Source organism: Streptomyces sp. QH1-20 (assembly GCF_041283565.1).
GTDB lineage: Bacteria > Actinomycetota > Actinomycetes > Streptomycetales > Streptomycetaceae > Streptomyces > Streptomyces syringius.
Map to the genome: position 1 here is coordinate 2,570,660 of NZ_CP166299.1, position 21,976 is coordinate 2,592,635.

Annotated in this window: 22 protein-coding genes; 12 read left to right on the forward strand and 10 right to left on the reverse strand. The window is 71.4% G+C overall.

The genetic code is table 11. The features are described 5' to 3' along the window. Nucleotides 1-51: 51 nt before the first annotated feature. Together AB8O64_RS11540 and AB8O64_RS11545 are read left to right on the forward strand one after the other, a co-directional pair. Nucleotides 52-876, forward strand: coding sequence for an ECF transporter S component (locus tag AB8O64_RS11540; protein WP_370423846.1), 825 nt, complete (start codon nucleotides 52-54; stop codon nucleotides 874-876). Nucleotides 877-1,107: 231 nt separating this feature from the next. Further along, entirely contained in the window at nucleotides 1,108-1,551 is a 444-nt protein-coding gene (locus AB8O64_RS11545) for a transglycosylase SLT domain-containing protein (RefSeq protein ID WP_370419071.1), read from the forward strand. Between the two features lie 120 nt (nucleotides 1,552-1,671). Here AB8O64_RS11545 and AB8O64_RS11550 read toward each other — a convergent pair whose 3' ends face one another. Next, nucleotides 1,672-2,841: a steroid 3-ketoacyl-CoA thiolase gene (locus tag AB8O64_RS11550; protein ID WP_370419072.1), complete on the reverse strand. Its 1,170-nt coding sequence runs from the start codon at nucleotides 2,839-2,841 to the stop codon at nucleotides 1,672-1,674. A 285-nt stretch (nucleotides 2,842-3,126) separates the two neighbouring features. Here AB8O64_RS11550 and AB8O64_RS11555 point away from each other — a divergent pair, with 285 nt between their 5' ends. The 4 genes from AB8O64_RS11555 (at nucleotide 3,127) to AB8O64_RS11570 (ending at nucleotide 6,728) form a co-directional block, all read left to right on the forward strand. Then, nucleotides 3,127-4,359 (forward strand): cytochrome P450, encoded by a 1,233-nt coding sequence (locus tag AB8O64_RS11555; protein ID WP_370419073.1) that lies wholly within the window; start codon nucleotides 3,127-3,129, stop codon nucleotides 4,357-4,359. Between the two features lie 299 nt (nucleotides 4,360-4,658). Then, a complete protein-coding gene (locus AB8O64_RS11560) occupies nucleotides 4,659-5,279 on the forward strand; it encodes a DUF6230 family protein (protein WP_365377692.1) in 621 nt (206 codons plus the stop codon). Nucleotide 5,280: 1 nt separating this feature from the next. Continuing rightward, nucleotides 5,281-5,796 (forward strand): DUF6114 domain-containing protein, encoded by a 516-nt coding sequence (locus tag AB8O64_RS11565; protein WP_370419074.1) that lies wholly within the window; start codon nucleotides 5,281-5,283, stop codon nucleotides 5,794-5,796. A gap of 230 nt (nucleotides 5,797-6,026) precedes the next feature. Beyond that, nucleotides 6,027-6,728: a hypothetical protein gene (locus AB8O64_RS11570; protein WP_370419075.1), complete on the forward strand. Its 702-nt coding sequence runs from the start codon at nucleotides 6,027-6,029 to the stop codon at nucleotides 6,726-6,728. A 78-nt stretch (nucleotides 6,729-6,806) separates the two neighbouring features. On the opposite strand, the gene AB8O64_RS11575 is transcribed toward AB8O64_RS11570, so the two are convergent. After that, nucleotides 6,807-8,780: a bifunctional glycosyltransferase 87/phosphatase PAP2 family protein gene (locus AB8O64_RS11575; protein ID WP_370419076.1), complete on the reverse strand. Its 1,974-nt coding sequence runs from the start codon at nucleotides 8,778-8,780 to the stop codon at nucleotides 6,807-6,809. A 297-nt stretch (nucleotides 8,781-9,077) separates the two neighbouring features. Here AB8O64_RS11575 and AB8O64_RS11580 point away from each other — a divergent pair, with 297 nt between their 5' ends. After that, on the forward strand, nucleotides 9,078-9,752 hold the full coding sequence (locus tag AB8O64_RS11580) for a TetR/AcrR family transcriptional regulator (protein ID WP_370419077.1): 675 nt from the start codon (nucleotides 9,078-9,080) through the stop codon (nucleotides 9,750-9,752). Between the two features lie 67 nt (nucleotides 9,753-9,819). Here the strand turns inward: AB8O64_RS11580 and AB8O64_RS11585 are convergent, their stop codons facing one another. The 4 genes from AB8O64_RS11585 to AB8O64_RS11600 all read right to left on the reverse strand — a co-directional run bounded on the left by AB8O64_RS11585 (nucleotide 9,820) and on the right by AB8O64_RS11600 (nucleotide 14,550). Beyond that, complete coding sequence (locus tag AB8O64_RS11585; protein ID WP_370419078.1) at nucleotides 9,820-11,265, reverse strand: MFS transporter; 1,446 nt, start codon at nucleotides 11,263-11,265, stop codon at nucleotides 9,820-9,822. Nucleotides 11,266-11,904: 639 nt separating this feature from the next. Then, on the reverse strand, nucleotides 11,905-12,327 hold the full coding sequence (gene rpmB, locus AB8O64_RS11590; protein WP_370419079.1) for a 50S ribosomal protein L28: 423 nt from the start codon (nucleotides 12,325-12,327) through the stop codon (nucleotides 11,905-11,907). A gap of 53 nt (nucleotides 12,328-12,380) precedes the next feature. Continuing rightward, nucleotides 12,381-12,986 (reverse strand): response regulator, encoded by a 606-nt coding sequence (locus AB8O64_RS11595; RefSeq protein ID WP_370419080.1) that lies wholly within the window; start codon nucleotides 12,984-12,986, stop codon nucleotides 12,381-12,383. Between the two features lie 109 nt (nucleotides 12,987-13,095). Next, entirely contained in the window at nucleotides 13,096-14,550 is a 1,455-nt protein-coding gene (locus AB8O64_RS11600; RefSeq protein ID WP_370419081.1) for an MFS transporter, read from the reverse strand. Nucleotides 14,551-15,178: 628 nt separating this feature from the next. Between AB8O64_RS11600 and AB8O64_RS11605 the strand changes: the two genes are divergently transcribed. Further along, nucleotides 15,179-15,514, forward strand: coding sequence for an antibiotic biosynthesis monooxygenase (locus AB8O64_RS11605; protein WP_130877547.1), 336 nt, complete (start codon nucleotides 15,179-15,181; stop codon nucleotides 15,512-15,514). 88 nt (nucleotides 15,515-15,602) lie between these two features. After that, complete coding sequence (locus AB8O64_RS11610) at nucleotides 15,603-16,118, forward strand: GNAT family N-acetyltransferase (RefSeq protein ID WP_370419082.1); 516 nt, start codon at nucleotides 15,603-15,605, stop codon at nucleotides 16,116-16,118. A 17-nt stretch (nucleotides 16,119-16,135) separates the two neighbouring features. On the opposite strand, the gene AB8O64_RS11615 is transcribed toward AB8O64_RS11610, so the two are convergent. Next, the gene (locus AB8O64_RS11615; protein ID WP_370419083.1) at nucleotides 16,136-18,214 is read right to left on the reverse strand and encodes an MFS transporter; all 2,079 of its coding nucleotides are present in this window, start codon (nucleotides 18,212-18,214) and stop codon (nucleotides 16,136-16,138) included. 274 nt (nucleotides 18,215-18,488) lie between these two features. Between AB8O64_RS11615 and AB8O64_RS11620 the strand changes: the two genes are divergently transcribed. The 3 genes from AB8O64_RS11620 to AB8O64_RS11630 all read left to right on the forward strand — a co-directional run bounded on the left by AB8O64_RS11620 (nucleotide 18,489) and on the right by AB8O64_RS11630 (nucleotide 19,827). After that, nucleotides 18,489-19,160, forward strand: a complete 672-nt coding sequence (locus AB8O64_RS11620; protein ID WP_370419084.1) for an HAD-IA family hydrolase — start codon at nucleotides 18,489-18,491, stop codon at nucleotides 19,158-19,160. Nucleotides 19,161-19,273: 113 nt separating this feature from the next. Next, a complete protein-coding gene (locus tag AB8O64_RS11625; RefSeq protein ID WP_165451508.1) occupies nucleotides 19,274-19,450 on the forward strand; it encodes a hypothetical protein in 177 nt (58 codons plus the stop codon). After that, nucleotides 19,447-19,827 (forward strand): hypothetical protein, encoded by a 381-nt coding sequence (locus AB8O64_RS11630; RefSeq protein ID WP_370419085.1) that lies wholly within the window; start codon nucleotides 19,447-19,449, stop codon nucleotides 19,825-19,827. Before AB8O64_RS11625 ends, AB8O64_RS11630 begins: the two co-directional genes overlap by 4 nt. 54 nt (nucleotides 19,828-19,881) lie before the next feature. Here the strand turns inward: AB8O64_RS11630 and AB8O64_RS11635 are convergent, their stop codons facing one another. The 3 genes from AB8O64_RS11635 to AB8O64_RS11645 form a co-directional block, all read right to left on the reverse strand. Next, nucleotides 19,882-20,280, reverse strand: a complete 399-nt coding sequence (locus AB8O64_RS11635) for an NUDIX hydrolase (protein WP_370419086.1) — start codon at nucleotides 20,278-20,280, stop codon at nucleotides 19,882-19,884. Between the two features lie 4 nt (nucleotides 20,281-20,284). After that, nucleotides 20,285-20,866 (reverse strand): TMEM165/GDT1 family protein, encoded by a 582-nt coding sequence (locus AB8O64_RS11640; protein ID WP_370419087.1) that lies wholly within the window; start codon nucleotides 20,864-20,866, stop codon nucleotides 20,285-20,287. A gap of 206 nt (nucleotides 20,867-21,072) precedes the next feature. Next, nucleotides 21,073-21,864, reverse strand: a complete 792-nt coding sequence (locus AB8O64_RS11645; RefSeq protein WP_370419088.1) for an ABC transporter permease — start codon at nucleotides 21,862-21,864, stop codon at nucleotides 21,073-21,075. Nucleotides 21,865-21,976 lie beyond the last annotated feature (112 nt).

Consider the following 21,976-nt stretch of genomic DNA (forward strand, 5'->3'; position numbering starts at 1 on the left):
CGGGGTCCGGGGCGGAGCCCCGGCACGGACCGCCAGGCGCGAGCCACCGGCATGGACCGCCAGGCCCGAGCCGTCCGCCTCGGCCCGAGATCCATCGCCGTCCTGATCCTCGTCTCAGCGACAGGCGTAGCCGCCTTCGGCTGGCCGCTGCTCGCCGACACCGCCTCCGGCCTCGCCCACTCCAAGGACGCCCCCTGGCTCTTCGCGGCGCTGCTGCCGCTGCTGCTCGCCGTGGTCGCGGCGACCATCGCCGATACCGGTCTGGACGCGAAGGCCATCGCGATGCTGGGCGTGCTGGCCGCGGCGGGCGCGGCCCTGCGGCCGCTGGGGGCCGGGACGGCCGGCATCGAGCCGATGTTCTTCCTCATGGTGCTGTCCGGGCGGGTCCTCGGACCCGGCTTCGGGTTCGTCCTCGGCTCGGTGTCGATGTTCGCGTCCGCGCTGCTGACGGGCGGGGTCGGGCCGTGGATGCCGTTCCAGATGCTGGCCATGGGCTGGGTGGCGATGGGCGCGGGCCTGCTGCCGGGGCCGGACCGGCTGCGGGGGCGGCGGGAGCTGGTGCTGCTCGCCGGATACGGGGCGGTGGCGTCCCTCCTCTACGGCACGATCATGAACCTCCAGGGCTGGCCCTACATCGGCTCCCTCGCCACGGGCGTCTCCTTCGTCCCCGGCGACCCGCTCCCCGAGAACCTCGCCCGCTTCGTCGCGTACTGCCTGGCGACGTCCCTGGGCTGGGACGTGCCCCGGGCGATCGTGACGGTGACGGCCACCCTCGCCCTGGGCCCCACCGTGCTGAAGGCGCTGCGCCGCGCCACCCGTCGCGCGGCGTTCGACGCCCCGGTGCGCTTCGAGGGCGCCGAAACCGGCGCCAAGTAATCCCCAAAAAGCGCCACTAGCCCTTACCGATTTGTGAACGCCCCCACGTGACCCCGTTCACATACGGCCCCGCTTCGTATGCCCGCGCGCCCCTCCGTAAAGGCCCCGGCGGCCCGCTCCCCGGCCCCCTTCCTGCGAGGCCGGCTAGTAGAGGGGGGTCGTTGCCAGGCCCCGCCGCGTCGTCCATGGTCGGTTGAGTCGCCGGAGCGCAGGTCGGCCCGGCGGCGCCCCATGTCCCCCACGGAAGGTTCCTTCGTGACGTTCTCGAACATCAGCCGCGTCGCCTCCCGCAAGCTGGCCACCGTCGCCGGTGCCGCCCTCGCCCTGGGTACCGCCGGAGTCGTGTTCGCCTCCGTGCCGGCTCAGGCCGCGACCGCGGCCCCGAAGGCCGCCGCGCAGGAGACCGCCCAGCAGATGATCAAGGACTCCGCGCAGTACCAGTGCTTCAGCAAGATCGTGGAGCACGAGAGCGGCTGGAACCACAAGGCCACCAACGCCGGCAGCGGCGCCTACGGCCTGGTCCAGGCACTGCCCGGCTCGAAGATGGCCTCGGCCGGCTCCGACTGGCAGACCAACCCCGCCACCCAGATCAAGTGGGGCCTGGACTACATGAAGGACCGCTACGGCAGCCCCTGTGGCGCCTGGACCTTCTGGCAGACCCACCACTGGTACTGAGCGCTTGGCGCTGGACCTGGCGGGTGCACCTCCGCTGCGCGGCGGTGTCCTCAAACGCCGGACGGGCTTGATGTGGCTGAGCTCAGCCACATCAAGCCCGTCCGTCGTTTGCCACAGGCCCTACAGGCGCTGAATGATCGTGCCCGTGGCCTGCGCCCCGCCCGCGCACATTGTGACGAGCGCGAATTCCTTGTCCGCGCGCTCCAGCTCGTGCAGCGCGGTGACGAGCAGCCGGGCGCCCGTGGCGCCCACCGGGTGCCCCAGCGCTATCGCGCCGCCGTTGACGTTGACCTTCTCCAGGTCCTGGTCGAAGACCTGCGCCCATGACAGCACCACGGACGCGAAGGCCTCGTTGACCTCCACCAGATCGATGTCCCGCAGCGACATGCCCGCCTTGCCGAGCACGGCCCGCGTGGCGTCGACGGGGCCGTCGAGGTGGAAGTGCGGGTCGGCGCCGACCAGGGCCTGGGCGACGATCCGGGCGCGGGGGCGCAGCTTCAGGGCGCGGGCCATGCGTTTGGAGGCCCACATCAGCGCCGCCGCCCCGTCGGATATCTGTGAGGAGTTCCCGGCGGTGTGGACCGCCGTCGGCATCACGGGCTTGAGTCCGGCCAGCGCCTCCACGCTGGTGTCGCGCAGCCCCTCGTCGCGGTCGACGAGCCGCCACATGCCCTGCCCGGCGTACTGCTCCTCCTCGGTGGTGGGCACCTGGACCGCGAAGACCTCCCGCTTGAAGCGCTCCTCGGCCCAGGCCCGGGCCGCCCGCTCCTGGGAGAGCAGGCCCAGTGCGTCGACCCGCTCGCGGGTCAGACCGCGCCTGCGGGCGATCCGCTCGGCCGCCTCGAACTGGTTGGGCAGATCGACGTTCCACTCGTCGGGGAAGGGCTTGCCCGGCCCGTGCTTGGATCCGCTGCCCAGCGGCACCCGGCTCATGGCCTCGACGCCGCAGGCGATGCCGATGTCGATGACCCCGCCCGCGACCATGTTGGCCACCAGGTGGTTGGCCTGCTGGGAGGAGCCGCACTGGGCGTCCACGGTGGTGGCGGCGGTCTCGTAGGGCAGGCCCATGGCGAGCCAGGCCGTGCGTGCCGGGTTCATGGACTGCTCACCGGCGTGGGTGACCGTGCCGCCGACGATCTGCTCGACGCAGTCGGGCTGGATGCCGGTGCGGGCGATGATCTCTCGGTAGGTCTCCCCCAGCAGATAGGCGGGGTGGAGATTGGCGAGCGCCCCCTGACGCTTGCCGATGGGGGTGCGCACGGCTTCGACGATGACGGGTTCCGCGGCCATGACTCGTCCTCTCGTGGGCGCCGCGGGACGTCCCGGCGCCCACGGAGCTGTGTCTTCCCGGGGCCCTGCCTGACCACCACCGACCCCTGGCCGAACTGGTACGCGTTCTAGTTCCGCTCGCAGTCTTATGACTGCCACCTCGGTACGCAAGGGTCGCGCAACCACCGCGTGCGCAACAGATGGCGTCGTCGGCCTTGCCTCCTTCGGGGCCCGTCATTACCTTCGGGCACTTCTGATGGGCCGTCAGCAATGACGGCAGCGATGCCGTCAGGAACGGAGTGCCCGATGCCTTGTCCCGCGTTGCCCGAGGGCTTCGACTTCACCGACCCCGATCTCTACCAGCACCGCGTGCCGCTCCCGGAGTTCGCGGTCTGCCGCCGGACCGCCCCCGTGTGGTGGAACGCCCAGCGGCGCGGCGTCGCGGGCTTCGACGACGAGGGCTTCTGGGCCGTCACCCGGCACGCGGACGTCCGGGAGGTCTCCACCCGGCCGGAGGACTTCTCGGCCCGGCTGAACACCTCGGTGATCCGCTTCAGCGAGCACATCGGGCGCGACGAGATCGAGGCCCAGCGGCTGATGATGCTCAATATGGACCCGCCCGAACACACCCGGGTCCGCCAGATCGTCCAGCGCGGCTTCACCCCGCGCTCGGTCCGCGCCCTGGAGGCGGCGCTGCGCGAGCGGGCGGGGGTCATCGCGGCACGGGCGCGCGAGCGCGGCAGCGGCGACTTCGTCGCCGACATCGCCTGCGAACTGCCCCTGCAGGCCATCGCCGAGCTCATCGGCATCCCCCAGGACGACCGGGCGCGGATCTTCGACTGGTCCAACAAGATGATCGGCTACGACGACCCCGAGCTGGCCATCACCGAGGAGATCGGCACCGAGGCCGCCGCGGAGCTCATCGCGTACGCCATGAACCTCGCCGCCGACCGCGCGAAGTGCCCGGCACGGGACATCGTGAGCCGGCTGGTGGCGGCCGAGGGCGAGGGCAATCTCGGCTCCGACGAGTTCGGCTTCTTCGTCCTGCTGCTGGCCGTCGCCGGCAACGAGACCACGCGCAACGCCATCAGCCACGGCATGCACGCTTTCCTCACCCACCCCGACCAGTGGGACCTCTACCGGCGGGAGCGTCCGGTGACGGCGGCGGAGGAGATCGTACGGTGGGCGACCCCGGTCGTCTCCTTCCAGCGCACGGCCACCCGCGACACCGAACTGTCGGGCACCCGGATCGGGGCGGGGCAGCGCGTCGGTCTCTTCTACGCCTCCGCCAATCACGACCCCGAGGTCTTCGACGCCCCCGAGAAATTCGACATCACCCGCGACCCCAACCCCCACCTCGGCTTCGGCGGCGGCGGTCCGCACTTCTGTCTCGGCAAGTCGCTGGCGGTCATGGAGATCGACCTCGTCTTCAACGCGATCGCCGACACCCTCCCCGACATCCAACTCGCGGGCGAGCCAAGGCGGTTGAGGTCCGCCTGGCTGAACGGGATCAAGGAGCTGCGGGTGCGGTACGCCTAGCCGCAGATCCCCAACTGGCCCTCGATAGGCCGGAATCGGTCCGTACCAGAACCTTGTCAGCCGTCATGCGCGGACTTACTCTCGGGTACACCTTCGAGGGTGGCATGTTCGATACGTCGCGTGTGCGCCGCACCCCACGACCGTCGCGCCGCACGATCTCCGCACCGTATGCCCGTCGCATGCCGCCGTGCTCAGCTTCGCGCACCGCAAGAGCCGCTTCTCCCCGTGCGCACCACCGGGCCCCAGCACCCCAGCAGCGCTGCCTGCGCTGTGCAACGCTCTCCGAGGGGACAATCAGCATGAAAGACGCTCAAGGAAGACAGGTGACGGGCCGCGTGCGGTGGCGGAAGTTCGCCGTTCTGGCCGTCCCGGGATTCGCGGCCACGGCCGCGCTGGCGGTCGCACTGGCCGACGGGGCGCTGGCCGCCTCGTTCGCCGTGTCGGGCCAGCAGTTCAAGGTCTCCGCCGACAGCCTGACGGGCGAGGGTTTCGCGCAGTACGGCAGCGTGGACACCAACGCCCGCGGCGAGCTGCTGCCCGTCGCCGTGACCGCCATCAAGAAGGCCGAGCTCAAGAAGCTCTGCCAATCCGTGGTGACCCATCTGCCCATCATCGGCGACATCTCACTGAACCTCAGCGCGGGTGGCGGGAAGGACCCCGTCGAGGCCAGCGACCTGTTCGTGGACGCGACCCAGCTCTCCGGCAACGCGGTCTTCAAGAACATCGAGATCGGCCGGGACGCCTCCACGCTGGACAAGGGCCCGGACAACGCCCAGGGCATGCAGGACCTCTTCGCCCAGCAGGCCGACACCGTCAAGATCACCAACCTTCAGCAGGTCGCCTGGGCGACCAACGCGGGCACGTTCAAGCTCTCCGGGCTGAGCATGAAGGTCGCCAAGGGCAAGCGGGAATGCTTCTGACGTGGCCACTGCCTCCCGGCGTGGCACCGAGCCCGGCACCGCGCGGCGCAGCCCGTGGGCCGCGTGGCGTCAGTGGCGCAAGGGGCGCCCCTTCTGGGGCGGCCTGGCCGCGATCGTCGCGGGCGCGGAGATCAGCGCCATTCCGCTCGCACCGCTGAAGATCATGCTCCATCAGGGCATCGCGGGCATCCCGTCGGTCCTGATGGGCCTGGTCATGGTCGTGATGGGGCTGACCGCGTGGTTCGCCCCGCAGTACCGGGCGCTCGCCGGGGTGCTCACGGTCATGGTCGCCACGGCGACGCTGGTCATGTCCAACCTCGGCGGGTTCCTGTTCGGCACGATCATCGGCACCATCGGTGGCGGCATGATCTTCGCGTGGCAACCGCTGCCGGCGGACTCGGGCCCGGAGCCCGAGTCCGGACCCGAGCCGGTTTCCAGGCCCGACGAGGAACCCGAAGCCGTCACCCCACCCGCCCAAGGGACCGAGCAACCTCCCGAGCCGCACAGCACGCGCTAGGCCTACGGCCCGGTGGCCCACCGGCGTGAGGGCTCGGGACGCGCAGGGGTGTCGCGGGACGTAAAGCGAAGCAGTCCCGCGACACCCCGGAGCGGCACGGGCCCGCCCCACAACGGTGCGCACCCCACACCCCACAGACCCGCACCGCACGCAGCGCACACGCACGCACGCAGTGCACACCGCACGCCGCACCACGTCCCCCCACTCACCTCCCACACAAGGAGACCCCCATGTCCACTCGCAGCCGGCGTCCGCGACTTCTGCTCGCCTCCGGGGCCGGGCTGGCCGTTACCGCCGCCCTCACCCTGACCGGCACCGGCGTCGCGGACGCCCGGCCCGCCCCGGCCGCAGACTCGACCACCGTGACCCCGGCGGGCCACGCCTTCACCGCCAAGGTCAACGGCAAGGCCACCTTCAAGGCCGGTTCGGTGACCCTCACGTGTTCGGTGTCCGTGTCGCAGCCGTCGGCCACCGGCACGAACAACCACATCCCCCAGGCCCCGGACAACGCCAACCCCGCGGGCCCGGTGGCCAGTGACATCAACCCGCCCACGTACTCGTCCTGCACGACCAACCTGCCGGGGGTGACCGCGACCGTCACCACCACCGGCACCTGGGGCGTCTCGATGCAGAACGGATCGCCGGCGAGCGCGACGCTGACCGTTCCCACCGCGGGCTTCGTGCTCCAGACCAGCGGGCTGGCCAGCTGCACGGTGACGTCCGCGCCCACCGGTCCCAGCTCCGTCACCGGAAGCTGGACCAACGGCGGCGACGGCAGCCCCTCGAAGATCACCTTCGTGAACGCCGCGGTCCCGGTGAAGGTCACCGGTGGCTTCGGCTGTCCCACCGGCGCCGTGACGTCGGCGTTCAACGCGGTGTACGACGTCACGGACGTCACGGACCCGGCCTCCCAGATCACGGTGAGCGGCTGACCCGGACACCGTGAAAGGAGAGCGGGGTGCGTGTACGGACCGTTCCCGTACACGCACCCCGCGCCTTTGCCCCACTCGTCAGCCGGCGACCTCGGCCGGTTTCCGTTCCCGGGCGTCGTCGTTCCCCGGGCGCCCGGCCGGGGGCGCCCCCTCCGTGCGGCCGGGGCCGCTCAGCGCGTACTGGATGGCGAAACCGGCGGTCACGACCAGCGCGCCGCCGACCGCGTCCAGCACGTAGTGGTTGGCGGTGCCGAGGATGACGGAGAACGTCAGCAGCGGATAGAGCAGGCCCAGCACCTTCATCCACAGCTTCGGCGCGATGATGGCGATCACGACGCCGCACCACAGCGACCAGCCGATGTGCAGCGAGGGCATCGCCGCGTACTGGTTGGACAGCTCGGTCAGCGCCCCGAAGTCCGGGTTCTCCAGATCCTGCGGGCCGTTGGCGGTGTCGACGTAGCCGAGGCCCGGCATGAGCCGCGGCGGGGCCAGCGGGTAGGCCCAGAACCCTATGAGCGCCATGAGCGTCGCCAGCGACAGCGCGGTACGCGCCCAGCGGTAGGTGCCGGGGCGGCGCAGGTACAGATAGACGAGCAGGGAGACGGGCACCAGGAAGTGGAAGGTGCCGTAGTAGTAGTTCATGCTGTCGGTGAGCCAGCCGGTGCGCGCCACGAACTGGTTGAAGCCGTGCTCGATGTCGATGTGCAGGAACTGCTCGGCACCGAGGATCTGCCGGCCGTGGGATTCCGCGAGGGCCCGTTCGTCGGGCACCTGGGAGCGGATGAAGGAGTAGAGCCAGTAACCGGCGCGTATCAGCATCAGTTCCAGCAGCACGTTCGGCCGGGACAGCGGGCGCTTCCAGAAGCGCAGCAGCGGCACCCAGGAGAAGCGCCCCGGCCGCGGCTCGCTGACCGGGGTGGGCAGCGGCTTCTCCCACAGCGGCGAGGTGCGCGACAGGAACGGCACCGCGCAGGCCGCGATGAGGGCGGCGAGCAGCGGGGCGTGGTCGGCGATGGGGCCCTGGACGCGGTTGTGCGGCATCAGGGCGGTGCTCGTGAGCGTCATGACGAGCACGACGAGCACGGGCCACACCATCCGGTCGGCGCGCCGCTTGCCGACCCGGCCGACGACGGCGAGCAGGATCCACAGTTGCTGGTGCTGCCAGGCGGTGGGCGAGACGGCGACCGCGACACAGCCGGTGATGGCGATCGCGAGCAGCGCCTGGCCGTCCTTGGCGTAGCGCACGGCCCGGCGCAGGCCGAGCGCGACGACACCGGCGGCGAGCAGCGCGTACAGCACCAGCTCGACGGGGCCGCGCAGGCCGGTGCGGAGCAGCAGGCCGTGCAGGGACTGGTTGGCGAGCCCGTCGGGCGCCTGGCCGAGGCCGGCTCCGGCGATGTGGTGCACCCAGTACGTCCACGAGTCGTCCGGCATGGTCGCCCACGCCAGCGCGGAGCACGCCAGGAAGGTGGCGCCCGTGGTGAGGGCGGCGCGGCGGCGCCCGGTGAACCACAGCAGGGGCGCGAAGAGCAGCACGACGGGCTGCAGCGCCGCCGCGAGGCCGACGAGGATGCCGGTGGTGCGCCCGGTGCCCTGGGCCGCCCGGGGCAGGCAGCAGCCGAGGAGCACGAGCAGGACGGGGAGGATGCTGGTCTGGCCGAGGGTGAAGGTGTTCCGTACGGGCAGCGACAGCACGGTCAGGCTGATGGCGACCGGGGCGGCGAGCAGGGCGGTACGACGGGAGACCGGGCCGGGCAGGGCGCGGGCGGCGACGAGGGCGAGGGCGACGACGAGCAGCAGGGTGCCGAAGGTGAAGGCGATGCCGAGGCTCTGCTCGGCGGCCCGGGTCAGCGGTTTGAGCACCAGTCCCGCGAAGGGGGTGCCGGTGAAGCCGTCCTTGTCGTACAGCGAGCCGCGGACGTGCAGGACACCGTTGTCACCGATCCATCGTTCGAGGTCGGTGAAGCGGCGCTCCGGCGGCAGCCGCAGCACCACCGCCGCCTGACGCACGGCCAGCACCCCGGCGAGCAGCCACAGCGCTCCCAGTGCCATGCCGATCCGCGAAATCGTTTTCGGCGGACTCCCCAGCCCGCCCCCCTCTGCGTTCGCCACGCCCCGCCGCTCCTCCACTCCGCCCAGCTCGGTCAGCCTCGTAGGGCTGTTTGAGACCTTACTGAGTCCTGAAGAACAGACGCAGGTCACCCCCAGGTCACTTGACAACCTCCCACAGGTGTCCTTATTTCGTCGCCACCGGGCCGGGCCGGCCGACTCCGCGCCGCGCCCGGCACCCCACCCGACGCCGGACTCGATACAAACGGGGATGAGTCCACACTTGTTAGGGTGCGCACCATGAGCACCGGTGCAGACAAGCCGCCAGTCCTGCGGCGCGACGCGCGACGCAATCGGGAGCTGCTGATCGCGGCGGCTCGCGAGCTGTTCGCCGAGCAGGGCCTGGAGGCCCCCCTGGACGACATCGCCCGCCGGGCGGGGGTGGGCAACGCCACCCTCTACCGGCGCTTCCCCACCCGTGAGGACCTCATCGAGGCGGTCTTCCACGACACCCTCAGCACGGGGCTGCGGCTGGGCGAGGAGGCCCGCCGGGCGGAGGACGCCTGGGCGGCCCTCGTCGGCTACATGGAGGCGGTCTTCGAGGGCCTGGCCGCCGACCGGGGCGCCATCGATCTGATGACCACCGCCATCCCCGCCGGCCCGACCCTGGCCACCCTCCGCGAGCACAACCACGAGACGGTCGGCCTGCTCGTGCGCCGCGCCCAGGAACAGGGCACGATGCGGCCCGACATCGTGGCCGAGGACCTCCTCTTCGCCCTCGCCGCCGTCGGCCGCTGCGTCCCCTCCTCCGCCGCCGTCTCCCCCGACTCCTGGCGCCGTCAGCTCGCCCTCCTCTTCGACGGCCTCCGCGCCGAGGCCGCCCGCCCCCTGCCCGCACCCCCGCTGACGTTCGAACAGCTCGGCACGGTCCTGGCCGACCTGAGCTCGGGACGCCCGAGGCCGCAGACGGGGTGAGACGGCTTCCCCGGCGCGGATGACGCGGCGCCGGGGCCGGGCGGCCCCGGCCGACGGCGCCGGGTGGTCAGCCGCGTGCCCTGCGGGGAAGCAGGAACATCAGGCCCCACATCACCGCCAGCGCCCCGGTGACGTACCAGATGGTGCCCGCGAAGGCCCCGGTCACGGTGGCACCGTGGCTGCCCGCGGGGGCGTGGGTGAAGAACACCACGGAGGCCAGCGCGATGCCCAGGGCGGTGCCGAGCTGCATCGCGGTGTTGAACAGCCCGGATGCGGACCCCGCCTCCTCGTGACCCACCTGGCCGAGCGTCAGACCGGCGAGCCCGGCGCCGATCATGCCGAAGCCGGCCCCGAAGAGGATCATCGGGGCAACGGCGGCCGCGAACGGCAGAGCCGTGCCCTGGGCGGTGATCAGCAGGTGGTAGCCGACCAGGGTGACCGCGACCAGCACGGCGCCCGCCTGCGGCACCCGCCGGGCCTGACGCACCGTCACCTTCGAGGCGAGCATGGCGCCGGCCATGCCGCCGATCGAGACGGCGATCGATCCCGGCGCGAACCCGGCCGGGGAAAAGCCCAGGCCCTCCTGCATGAACAGCGTCCACGTCAGGAGGAACACGCCGGAGACCAGCCCGAAGACCAGCTGGGCGGCGAGGCCGCCGCTGAACGCCTTGCCCCGGAACAGGGACAGGGCGACCAGCGCCGAGCCGTCCTTGGCGGTCTTCGCCCGCTGCTGCGCCACGAAGACGGCCAGCACGAGGACCCCGGCCGCCGCCATGGCGAGGCTCCAGGCCGGCCAGTGCCGCTCGCCGCCGACGGTGAGCGGGTAGGCGATCAGCAGCAGACCCGCGCTGGAGAGGACCATGCCCAGCGGGTCCAGACGCCTGGCCTGCCGGTCACGGGACTCCGGAAGGAACCGGAGGCCGAGCAGGACGGTGGCCAGACCGATCGGCAGGTTGATCAGGAAGATCGGCCGCCAATCGAGGCCGAAGAGATCGGCACTGGTCAGGGCGGCGCCCAGGACGGGGCCGAGGACCCCGCCGAGCGACATGATCATCCCGTACAGGCCGAAGGCCTTGGCACGCGATTCCCCGTCGAAGGTGACGTGGATCGTGGCCAGGACCTGCGGCACCATCGCCGCCGCCGCGGCGCCCTGGACGGCCCGGGCCGCGATCAGCAGCTCCGGCCCGGTGGCGACGCCGCACAGCAGCGACGCCAGGGTGAACACACCCGTGCCGACGAGGAAGATCCGCTTACGGCCACAGAGGTCGCCCAGACGGCCGCCGGTGATCAGAGCGAGGGCGAAGGTGAGGGTGTACGCGGCCGGGATCCACTGCAGCGCGGCGCTGGAGGCCCCGGTATCGGCCTGGATCGACGGCAGCGCGGTGTAGACGATCGAGCCGTCCAGCGCGTTCATCAGCTCCGCGATCAGCACCACGACCAAAGTGATGGTGCGGGCGCGTCCCGGCCCGGCGCCGGCGCGCGGCCGGCCGGAGGTATGGGTGTCGGTGGACACGGAAACAACAATTCCTGTTCGCGAATAGGAGGAAAGGGGCAGGCCTGGGCATGCCCGTACGCCTACTGCGCACAGAAGCGGAAAGGGTATGACGAAGCCCAGGCCATCGGGTGCGCCACCGTCGAGGCATACGTCGGAAGTCCGCCGCAGCGGACAGCCGGAAAGGAGCGCCTCGGAACGAGTGGCTACAGGGCCTGGGAGATACGTCATCACCTCGAAACAGAAAACGGGCGAGGCGCGGGCGCGTCTCGCAGTTCTCCAGGGTAGAGCAGGCTCCGACCCGGGCAAACTGATTTGTTCGGTAGCGATCCGGTAGCGAAGCGCCGTCCCGCGCCCACCAGCGTTCCGTCAGCCGTCACCCCCGGGGCCGCAGACGATTCAGCAATCGATCGCTGTGCCGGCCGTCACGCGGATCATTGAGGGGAACGGCGGTGAAATCCGCGGGCAGGAGCCGGCGATCGAGCCGGACTTCGAGGCACCCGATGCACAGGACGCTGTCCTCCCCGGCGTGAGCGCGCCGCCACACACGGTCGGACACCATGTACCACTCGTGCGGACCGTCGAGGGGCGCGGTCGGCGAGCCGCAATCGTGGCAGGGGAACTCGTCCCGCTCGAAGCGGCGGCGAAGCCACATGGGACCTACGCCGGGACCCGGCGCTCCACCTTGCCCTTTTTGATGCAAGACGTGCACACCTTCATACGGACGGGGGTGCCGTCCTTGACGGCCCGGACCGGCTGGATGTTCGGATTGAATCGGCGATTCGACCGTCCCTTGACGTGCCGGACCTGGGCACGGAGCCCGGCGCGGGCCACACGCTTCCCGAAGCTCGGCTGCTTACCGCATACGTCACATCGACTGGCCATTGTTTCTCCCGGTCCGTGCGGCTGTCGTCGCCGCTTCTTCCTTGACGGGTTCGAATTCTTCCGGATCCACACCGGACCGATTACCGCTTTCCGCTGCGGTAATTCCCCGCCGGCACCGCGCTGACCAGGAAATACAGGGGTGCCGGTCCCATGGGGGCCCACCGTGACAGCTCCCGACAAAGGCAAAGTGCATCGCATGCCGTGCAGATTGCATTTCCACCGGCTTACCCCGCGGGGGCGGGGGAAGCCCTTCAGATCCAGCCGCGTGCGGAAGCCGCGCGTATCGTCTCGATGCGGTTACGGGTGCCGACCTTGCGGTTGATGGCGGCCAGGTTGTTGCGGACCGTTCCCGGGGAGAGGTGCAGGACCTCGGCGATCTCCGCTGGGGTGTGCCCCTGTGCGGCCAGCCGGAGGATGTCGATATCGCGCGGGCCGAGCGGATTGTCGGGGGCGCGCAGGGCGTCGGCGACGATCCGCGGATCGAGGACCCGGTCGCCGCGGGCCACCTTGCGGACCGCCTCCGCCAGTTCTTTGACCGACGCGCCTTTGCCCATGAACCCCTCCACGCCCGTCTTCAGGGCGGCCCCGAGCACGTCGGGGCGCTCGTGAGCGGTCACGACGATGACGCGGCAGGCGGGCAGGGCGGCTTTGAGCTGCGCCGCCGCCGAGATCCCGGCCAGCCCCGGGAGGTTGACGTCCAGCAGCGCCACGTTCGGACGGACGCGCAGCGCGCTCGGCACGACGTCGTCGCCCCGCGGTACCTGCGCGACCACCTGCATGCCGGTCTCCAACGAGAGAACGGCGGACAGCGCTTCGCGTGGCAGTCGCAGACCATCGGCGATCAGCACTCGGATCATGGGGGTGGTTGTTCCTCTTCGAAAGTCCTGAAAGACCTGTCAGCCGGTGCGTGCGGCGGTTCGGCCCGCGACGGCCCCCGGCCGCACGGGCCGGGGGCGGGACGGGAGTTCAGCCGGTGGGAGTGCGCTTGGGCAGCAGAAGCATGAGGGCCCACATCGCCGACAGGGCACCCACGACGAACCAGACGGTTCCGGTGAACGCTGTGGTGACCGCCGTCCCCCGGCTGCTCGCCGGGGAGTGGGCGAAGAACACCACGGACGTCAGCGCCGTGCCCAGAGCGATGCCGAGCTGCGTCGAGGTGTTGAAGACCCCCGACGCGGAGCCGGCATGAGCGTGGTCGGCCTCGCTCAGTGTCAGGTCGGCCAGTGCCGCGCCGATCATCCCCAGGCCGAGCCCGAACGGCAGCATCGGCGCCACGGTCAACACCAAGGGCAGACCGGCTCCTTGCCCGGCGATCAGCCACGCGTAGCCGCCCAGCGTGACGGCGGCCAGCAGGGCTCCGGCCTGCGGGGCACGCCGCCCCTGACGGGCGGCGAGGCTCATCGCCAGCCAGGCACCGCCCATCTCACCGAGGGAGGCCGCCACGAAGCCCAGGGCGGCCTGCCCGGGGGTCAGACCGAGGCCGTCCTGCATGAAGAGGGTCCAGGTCAGGAAGAACACGCCGGACAGCAGCCCGAAGACGAGCTGAGCGGCCAGCCCCGCACTGAAGGCCCTGTTCCCGAACAGCGCCATGACGACCAGCGGGGCGCCGCCCCGTGCCGTCCTGGACCGCTGCTGGAGCACGAAGACGGCCAGGATCACGAGACCCGCCCCCGGCATGACGAAGCTCCAGGCGGGCCAGTGGTGTTCGCCGCCGACCGTGAGCGGAAAGACGATCAGCAACAGGCCCAGGCCGGACAGGGCCACGCCCACGAGGTCCAGGCGCCGGGCGTGCCGGTCCCGGGACTCGGGGAGGTGACGCAGGCCGAGGAGCAGCGCCGCCAGGCCGATGGGCAGGTTGATCAGGAAGATCGGGCGCCATCCGAGGCCGAGGAGATCGGCGCCCGTGAGGACGCCGCCGAGGACCGGCCCGGCGACGCTGCCCAGCGACATGACGGTGCCGTACAGGCTGAACGCCTTGGCCCTGGATCCGTCGTCGAAGGTGATGTGCAGGGTCGCCAGGACCTGGGGGACCATGACCGCCGCGGCGCCGCCCTGGACGATGCGGGCCGCGATCAGCAGAGCCGGGGTGCCGACGAGGCCGCAGAGCAGCGACGCCGCGGTGAAGACGCCGGTGCCGAGCAGGAAGGTCCGCTTGCGGCCGTGGAGATCACCGAGGCGGCCGCCGGTGATCAGCCCGAGGGCGAAGGTCAGCGCGTAGGCGGCGTGGACCCACTGCACGGCGGCGGTGGAGGCACCGGTGTCCTTCTGGATGGACGGCAGGGCCGTGTAGACGACGGAGCCGTCGAGGGCGTTCATCAGTTCGGCGACGAGAACGACGACCAGCGTGATGGTGCGGCGGTGGCCCGTGCGGATCTCGGGGGAGGTGGAGCGAAGGGAGGGAGTGTCGGTGTCGGCGGACACGGCGCGGTTCCTGTTCTGGCGGACAGAAGGGGGAAAGGGGCAGGCCAGGCACGCCCTCCCCGCTCACTGCGGGACAGGAGGACAGGGGGTACGACGATGCCCAGGCCGATGGGTACGCCGCTGCTGAGGCGACCGCGCGCTGCCGGAGAAGGGCAGGGGGTCGAGCCTCACGACAGGCGGCTGTCAGGCCTGGGAGATAGGTCATCACCTCGCGACGTATACGAACGGAGCACACGGCTCCATGAGCGCCCTCACGCTACTTCCCCGTCCGCGAAGGCGCGAGTGGTTTTGGGCCTGCCGGACCGGCTGCCCGCCCGGGGGCACCGTCACCCATTGCGGGCCGGACGACGACGCCCGCCAGACCAACTCCCCTCTCTGTCAGGGGACTTCAGCTTCCCGGCGTGCCGCCGCGCCGGGCGGGCCGCCCCGGTGCCAGATCGTGCTGAACGCACGCCGCTTCGTGCATTCAGCACGCGCTCCTCGGGGCGCAACGCCCTCCCGGCCGGGCAGGTGGTCCCGCCGCCCCGGAGCGGCCCCCGCACCTGCCCCGCCGACCCGTGTAGGAGACTGCACCCACACGGTCCGGAGCAGGGGCCCACCAGGGGCTCCTCCCGATGAGAGGTGTCATGTGAGCGTCGTAAAGATCAACGTGCTGACCGTCCCCGCCGAGCAGCGGGAGACGCTCGAGAAGCGGTTCGCGGCGCGGGCCGGTTCGGTCGAGAACTCCGACGGCTTCGAGTGGTTCGAGCTGCTGCGGCCCGTCGAGGGAACGGACACCTACCTCGTCTACACGCGCTGGCGTGCCGAGGAGGACTTCCAGGCGTGGATGAACGGCTCGATGAAGGCCGCGCACGGCGGTGGTGAGGGTGGCGGCGACGGCGCCCCCAAGCAGAAGCCCGCCGCGTCCGGCTCCACGCTGTGGTCCTTCGAGGTCGTCCAGCAGGCGGCGCCGAAGAACGGCTGACCGCCCCGCGCTCCGGCGGGGACGGGCTGCCCGCCCCCGCCGGGTAAATCCCGGGCGTCGCACGCGTCGCACGTGCGAGGATCCCGGCATGAACGATGCCGCGACCGCCCGCCTGCCCTGGACCGTCGGCCCGGAGCCGGTCGGCTCCGCCGGCTCGGCCGTTCTGCTGCGTGAGTACCTCACCGATGTGGCCGACCGCTGGTACGAGTTGAACCACGCCCGGACCTCGACGCCCGAGGAGATCGACCGTCACCTCGCCGAGGACCCGAGCGACGACCTCACCCCGCCGCACGGCGTGCTGCTGGTCGGCCGGCACGGCGGCGAGCAGGCGGGGTGCGTGGGCCTGCGGCGGCTGGACGCCCGTACCGCCGAACTGCGGCGGATGTACGTACGCCCCACGAAGCGCGGTCTCGGCGGCGCGGCCGTGCTGCTGAGCGCCGCCGAGGATGCGGCGCGCGCGTGGGGCGTGGAGCGGATCGTCCTGGACACCCGGATGGATCTGGTGGAGGCCCGGGCGCTGTACGCGCGGCATGGGTATCTACCCATTCCGCGCTACAACGAGAGCCCGTACGCCGAGGTGTGGCTCGCCAAGGAACTGGCCTAGCGAGACCGCGGCCACGGCTAGCGCCGGTGGTCGCCCTTCTGCCCGTTGTGCGGCTGTTCGGCGTCCGAGCCGCACAGCTCGCCGTTCAGCTCCCGTACGAGCTCCATCAGATCGGTGGGCCGGTCGGGCGTCCACCAGTCGCCGAGCAGTTCCGCGAGCGACTCCTCGCGCGCCCGGAAGAGCTTGGCCGCGACATCGCGCCCCCGGTCGGTGAGGATGAGCGGCAGCCCTTCGCGGACGGCCAGTCCGCGCACCTCCAACTCCCGTGCCGCCTCGGTGATGACCCGTAGCGGTACGGGCACGCGCTCGGCGAGCATGGCGGGTTCGGCGGATCCGTAGCGGTTGATGCGCAGCAGCATCCAGCTGGAGGCGGGCTGCAGATCGAACCCGGCCCGTTCGGTGATCTTCTCGTAGACCTTGCGGCGGCCTTCCCGGCTGCCGAGGACGGACAGCGCGCGGGCGCACTCGTCCCGCGAGGTGCGCTCGACGGGGTTGCTGGAGAGCACCTCGGTGGTGTCGGGGGCGGTGACGCTGCCGCGCAGCGGTTCCTCCTTGAGCAGCCAGGCGAGGGCGAAGGCGACGGCCATGGCGGGCACCGCGTAGAGGAAGACATCGGTGATCGACACGGAGTAGGCGTCGAGCACCCCCGCCCGTTCCGCGGGTGGCAGCGCGGAGACGGCGCGGGGGTCGCCCTGGAGCTGTTCGGGGGTGACGCCGGCGGGCAGCTTCGCGCCGGCGAGGGCGTCGGCGATGCGGGGCCCGAGCTTGTTGGCGAAGATCGTGCCGAAGATGGAGACGCCGAAGGACGCGCCGATGGAGCGGAAGAACGTGGCACCGGAGGTGGCGACGCCGAGGTCCTCGTAGCCGACGGAGTTCTGCACGATCAGCACCAGGACCTGCATGACCAGGCCGAGCCCGAAGCCGAAGACGAAGAAGTAGACGCTCATCTCGCCGACGCCGCTGGCGGGGTCGAGCTGGTGCAGCAGGAGCAGCCCGATGGCGGTCAGCCCGGTGCCGGCGATGGGGAAGACCTTGTAGCGGCCGGTGCGGCTGACGATCTGGCCGGAGGCGGTGGAGGAGATCAGCATGCCGGCCACCATCGGCAGCATGTGCACCCCGGACATGGTCGGGGAGACGCCCTGGACGACCTGGAGGAAGGTCGGCAGATAGGTCATGGACCCGAACATCGCGAAACCGATGACGAAGCCGATGACCGAGCAGAGCGCGAAGGTGCGGATCGTGAAGAGCTTCAGCGGCAGGACCGGCTCGGCCGCGCGGCGTTCGACGAGCACGAAGGGCACGAGCAGCGCGACGCCCAGCACGCCGAGACCGATGATCTGCCAGGACCCCCAGGGGTAGCTCACCCCGCCGAGCGAGGTCATCAGCACCAGGCAGGTGGCGACGGCGGCGATGAGGAACGTGCCGAGGTAGTCGATGCGGTGCGGGGTGCGGCTGGTGGGGATGTGCAGCACGGCGGCGATGACGAGCAGCGCGACGATGCCGATGGGCAGGTTGATGTAGAACACCCAACGCCAGCTGAGGTGGTCCACGAACAGCCCGCCGAGCAGCGGCCCGAGGACGCTCGTCCCGCCGAAGACGGCACCGAACAGGCCCTGGTAGCGGCCGCGGTCGCGGGGCGGCACGATGTCGCCGACGATCGCCATCGACAGCACGATCAGCCCGCCGCCGCCGAGGCCCTGCAGCGCCCGGAAGCCGATGAGCTGCGGCATGTTCTGTGCGGCGCCGCACATCGCGGAGCCGACGAGGAAGATGACGATGGCGGTCTGGAAGAGCCTCTTGCGCCCGTACTGGTCCCCGAGCTTGCCCCACAGCGGGGTCGCGGCGGTGGAGGCGAGCAGATAAGCGGTGACGACCCAGGAGAGGTGTTCGAGTCCGCCGAGATCGCTGACGATGGTGGGCAGCGCGGTGGAGACGATCGTCTGGTCGAGCGCCGCCAGCAGCAGCCCGAGCAGCAGCGCCCCGATCGCCACCAGGACGGTGCGGGTGGACTGCCCCTCGCCGGGCACGTAGGGCTTCGCCGCGGCCAGGGAGGGGCCCGGGGGGTGCTCGGCTCGGCCCGGGGTGTCCTCCGCCATGAGCGCTCCTCGAATGCGGTTCGGGTCCTGCGGAACGCTCGGCGCCCCGCGTCCACCCATCGTGATCCGGATCCGCGCCCGCGGCCCGCTGGGATAGCCCATTGGCAGCCCCCGGGCCACCCGCACGGGCCACCCCAGGACCGCTGCGACCAGCGGCATTGGCGTTCACTGCGCCCTTTTTGTATCGTGAAGAAACAAAGTGGCTCCGTCCGTATACCCTGACCGGCGGGCGGAGCCACTTGTCTTTTTTGCTCCCGCGCCCTGGAGTCCGCCGATGCCGGCCAACGCAAGCACCCCGATCACGCTGACCGCCCGTGCCCTGCTCCTGGACATGGACGGCACGATCGTCAACTCCGATGCCGTCGTGGAGCGCTGCTGGCGCCAGTGGGCAGCCGAGCAGGACCTGGACGCGGACGCGGTGATGAAGGTCGTCCACGGCCGCCAGGGCTACGCGACGATGGCCGTCCTCCTCCCGGACCGCCCCATGGAGCTGAACCACGCCGACAACCGCCGCATGCTCGCGGCGGAGACCGCCGACGTCGACGGCGTCGTCCCGGTCCCCGGCGCCCCGGCCTTCATGGCCGCCCTCGCCGCCCTCCCGCACGCTCTCGTCACCTCGGCCGACCGCGCCCTGGCCACGGCCCGCATGGGCGCGGCGGGCCTGCCGATGCCCGAGGTCCGCGTCACGGCGGAGAGCGTCGGCGCGAGCAAGCCGGACCCGGAGGGCTTCCTCAAGGGCGCCGCCGCCCTGGGCTTCGCCCCGGAGGACTGCATCGTCTTCGAGGACTCCGAGGCGGGCATCACGGCGGGCAAGGCGGCCGGCATGCGCGTCGTGGGCGTCGGCCCGCGCGCCGCGGCCCACGCGCCGGACGTCCACGTCATGGACCTGGAGCAGATCCGGGTCACGGCGGGGCCGGACGGCGGCATCGTGCTGACGGTCGGGTAAGAAGCTGCCACGGGTCTCGACGAGCGTTCGTCTTGATGACCGTTTGATGAGCGTTCCGCGAACTTGATCGAGTCTGGGGGTTTAAGGCGGCCTCCTGCTCGTAGCCTGGTCCCATGTCACCCGACTCGACTACCGACCAGCTGTCGCCCGAGGAGATAAACGACACCATCCGCGCCTTCCTGGCCACCCGCCGGGGCCTGCTCACCAGGTCGGAGCGGAGGATGTACGAACGCCTCCTCGCGGCGTGGCACGCGGCGGACCGCCGCGATCGGTGCGGCGCGGGGGTGTGAACGACTCCCCGTGGGATGACCTGACGTCGGACGAACAGGCCTTCCTCATCAACTCCTACGAGATCGACATCCTGCCGGGAGTGCGGGGAGATCTTGAGGAACCGCTGCTGTCGGCGCCGTCGGGCGCGCTGGCCGAGGTTCCGCTGCGGCTGGTCGATCGCGGCTGGATCAGCGTGTGCGAGGTCGAACCGTGGACGGCCCCCGACGGCCACCCGGGATTCCGCCCAGGCCCCCCGCTGCCACGCGAATCCCTCCCCGCGCTGCTCGCGGACCCTCGCCACTGGGAGTACCCGGAGGACGCCTGGACCGGGGCGCTCACGCTGGTGGAGACGGCCGCCGGAAGGAACATCACCCGCAAGGGGGCGGGGGCGGGCTGAAGCCGCTCCCCCGGCGGCGTCCGGCCATGGGCCCGGCTGAGGCTCGGGAGCCGGTCAGGCGATCTGGCGTCGCCAAGTATCGAGGACGGTCTGGACGGCGCTGGAGACCTGGTTCTGCTGGGTGCGGTCGGCCCACAGGTGCGCGTCGTGCTCGGTGAGCTCGACCGTCTCCCCCGCGACGGTGGCAGCGAAGTTGAACTGACGGGTGGCGCGTCCACTGCCGGAGCGGTAGTCGAAGTGACCGAGGTAGCCGCCGACGCCCGTGACCGTCAGCCCCGTCTCCTCGGCGCCCTCCCGCCGCAGGGCCTCGATCAGAGTTTCGCCGGCGTCGACGCCGCCGGAAGGCAGCTCCCGTGAGAGACAGCCGAATGATCGCGGCGGCGGCGGGGCCGCGGGGAAGGCCCCGGCTCGGCTGTGGCCGGGGCCCATTGAGTACGGCAGCGGCAGCGCCAACCCGTCAGCCCGACACCGCCTCGTACAGACTGAAGCCCGCCAGCGCCAGCATCAGCACCGCCGCGATCCGTGTGATCAAAGCCAGCGGCACCCGCTTCATGAGGGTGCGGCCGCCCACGATGCCCAGGCCCGCCACCGACCACAGGGCCAGGACCGCGCCCACGCCGACCGAGACGGGGTCGTCGTAGCGGGCGGCGAGGTTGGCGGTCATGATCTGGGTGAGGTCGCCGAACTCGGCGACCAGGATCAGCATGAAGCCCGCGCCGGAGACCTTCCAGAAGGACTGGTCGGCGGGCTTCTTGATCTCTTCCTCGCCGTCGTCCTTCTTCAGCAGCAGCATCGCCGCGCCCGCGAGGAAGAGCAGGCCGACGACGGCCTGGACGAGGCGGTGCGGCAGGAGGGTCAGGACGCTGCCCGCGGCGATGGCCAGGGCCACGTGGACGGCGAAGGCCGCGGCGACGCCGACGAAGACGTAGCTCGCGCGGTAGCGGGTGCCGAGCATCAGGCCCGCGAGGGCGGTCTTGTCCGGCAGCTCGGCCAGGAAGACGACCCCGAAGACCAGGGCGGCGACGGTGAAGCTGAACACAGGGTTTCCTCTGTCGGTGGGGGCTGCGCGCACCGAGGGACGGGGCCTGCGTGGAGATCAGGGGTCGCTTCGGCACGGCAGCGTCGTGGACACTGCGGCCGAAGGTCTCGCTGGCGGATGTGAAAACGTCCGCCTCCGGGCGCCGGCTGAGCGAACTCAGCAGTATGTCGACGGTCCGGCGAAGAGCTACTCCCCTTCTGCTCCCTTCAGGGTACAGGTACCTCGGTGGAGGCTTCCCGGTGCAGCAGGCCCCTGGCGATCAGTTCCAGGGTGAGGGCCACCGCCACCACCTGCACGGCCATCAGCGCGACCAGCACGAACATCTGCACCGCGCCCGCCAGCAGCGGTGAGGCGCCGCCCAGCAGCATGCCCACGAAGGCGCCCGGCAGGGTGACGAGGCCCACGGTCCGGGTCTGGTCCAGGCCGGGCAGCAGGGCGTCCGAGGCGGCCGGGCGGGCGATCTCCAGCCGGGCCTCGCGGTCGAGGAAGCCGAGGGCCATGGCCGCCTCCACCTCGCCGTGCCGGGTGCTCAGCTCGTCCAGCGCGCGCCGTCCGGCGAGGACCGTCGCGGTCAGGCCGCCGCCGATGAGGATGCCGGCGACCGGGATCAGCGCGATGCCGCGGTACGGCACGAGCCCGGTCAGCAGCAGCACGGCGACGACCGGCAGCACCGCGCCCCCGATCGGCACGGCCGCCCACCACCACGTGGCGTTGTCCGTGACGCGGCGGCCCGCCGTCCGGACGGCGACGGCGAACATGAGCAGCAGGAAGCACAGCAGCAGCGGGGCCGCCCGGACCACCCAGCCGATCAGCGCGGAGACCACCGCCAGTTGCGCGGCCGCGCGCAGTCCCGCGACGGCGATCTGGCGGGCGTAGCCCCGGCCCCGGTCACCGGTGAGGCGGGCGAGCGCGGCGACGGTGACGGCGGCGACGAGCAGGGCCGCGAGGACCACCCCGAGGGTGGTGTCGACGGGCAGCAGGACTTCGGCGGCGAGCACGCGGCCACCCTACGGTCGGCGAACATCCCTGCTGACGCGTCCGGGTGGCGGCGTGTCAGTACGCCCGGCCGAGGGGTGGATCACGCTCCCGCCCCCTTGCTTTGACATGGTC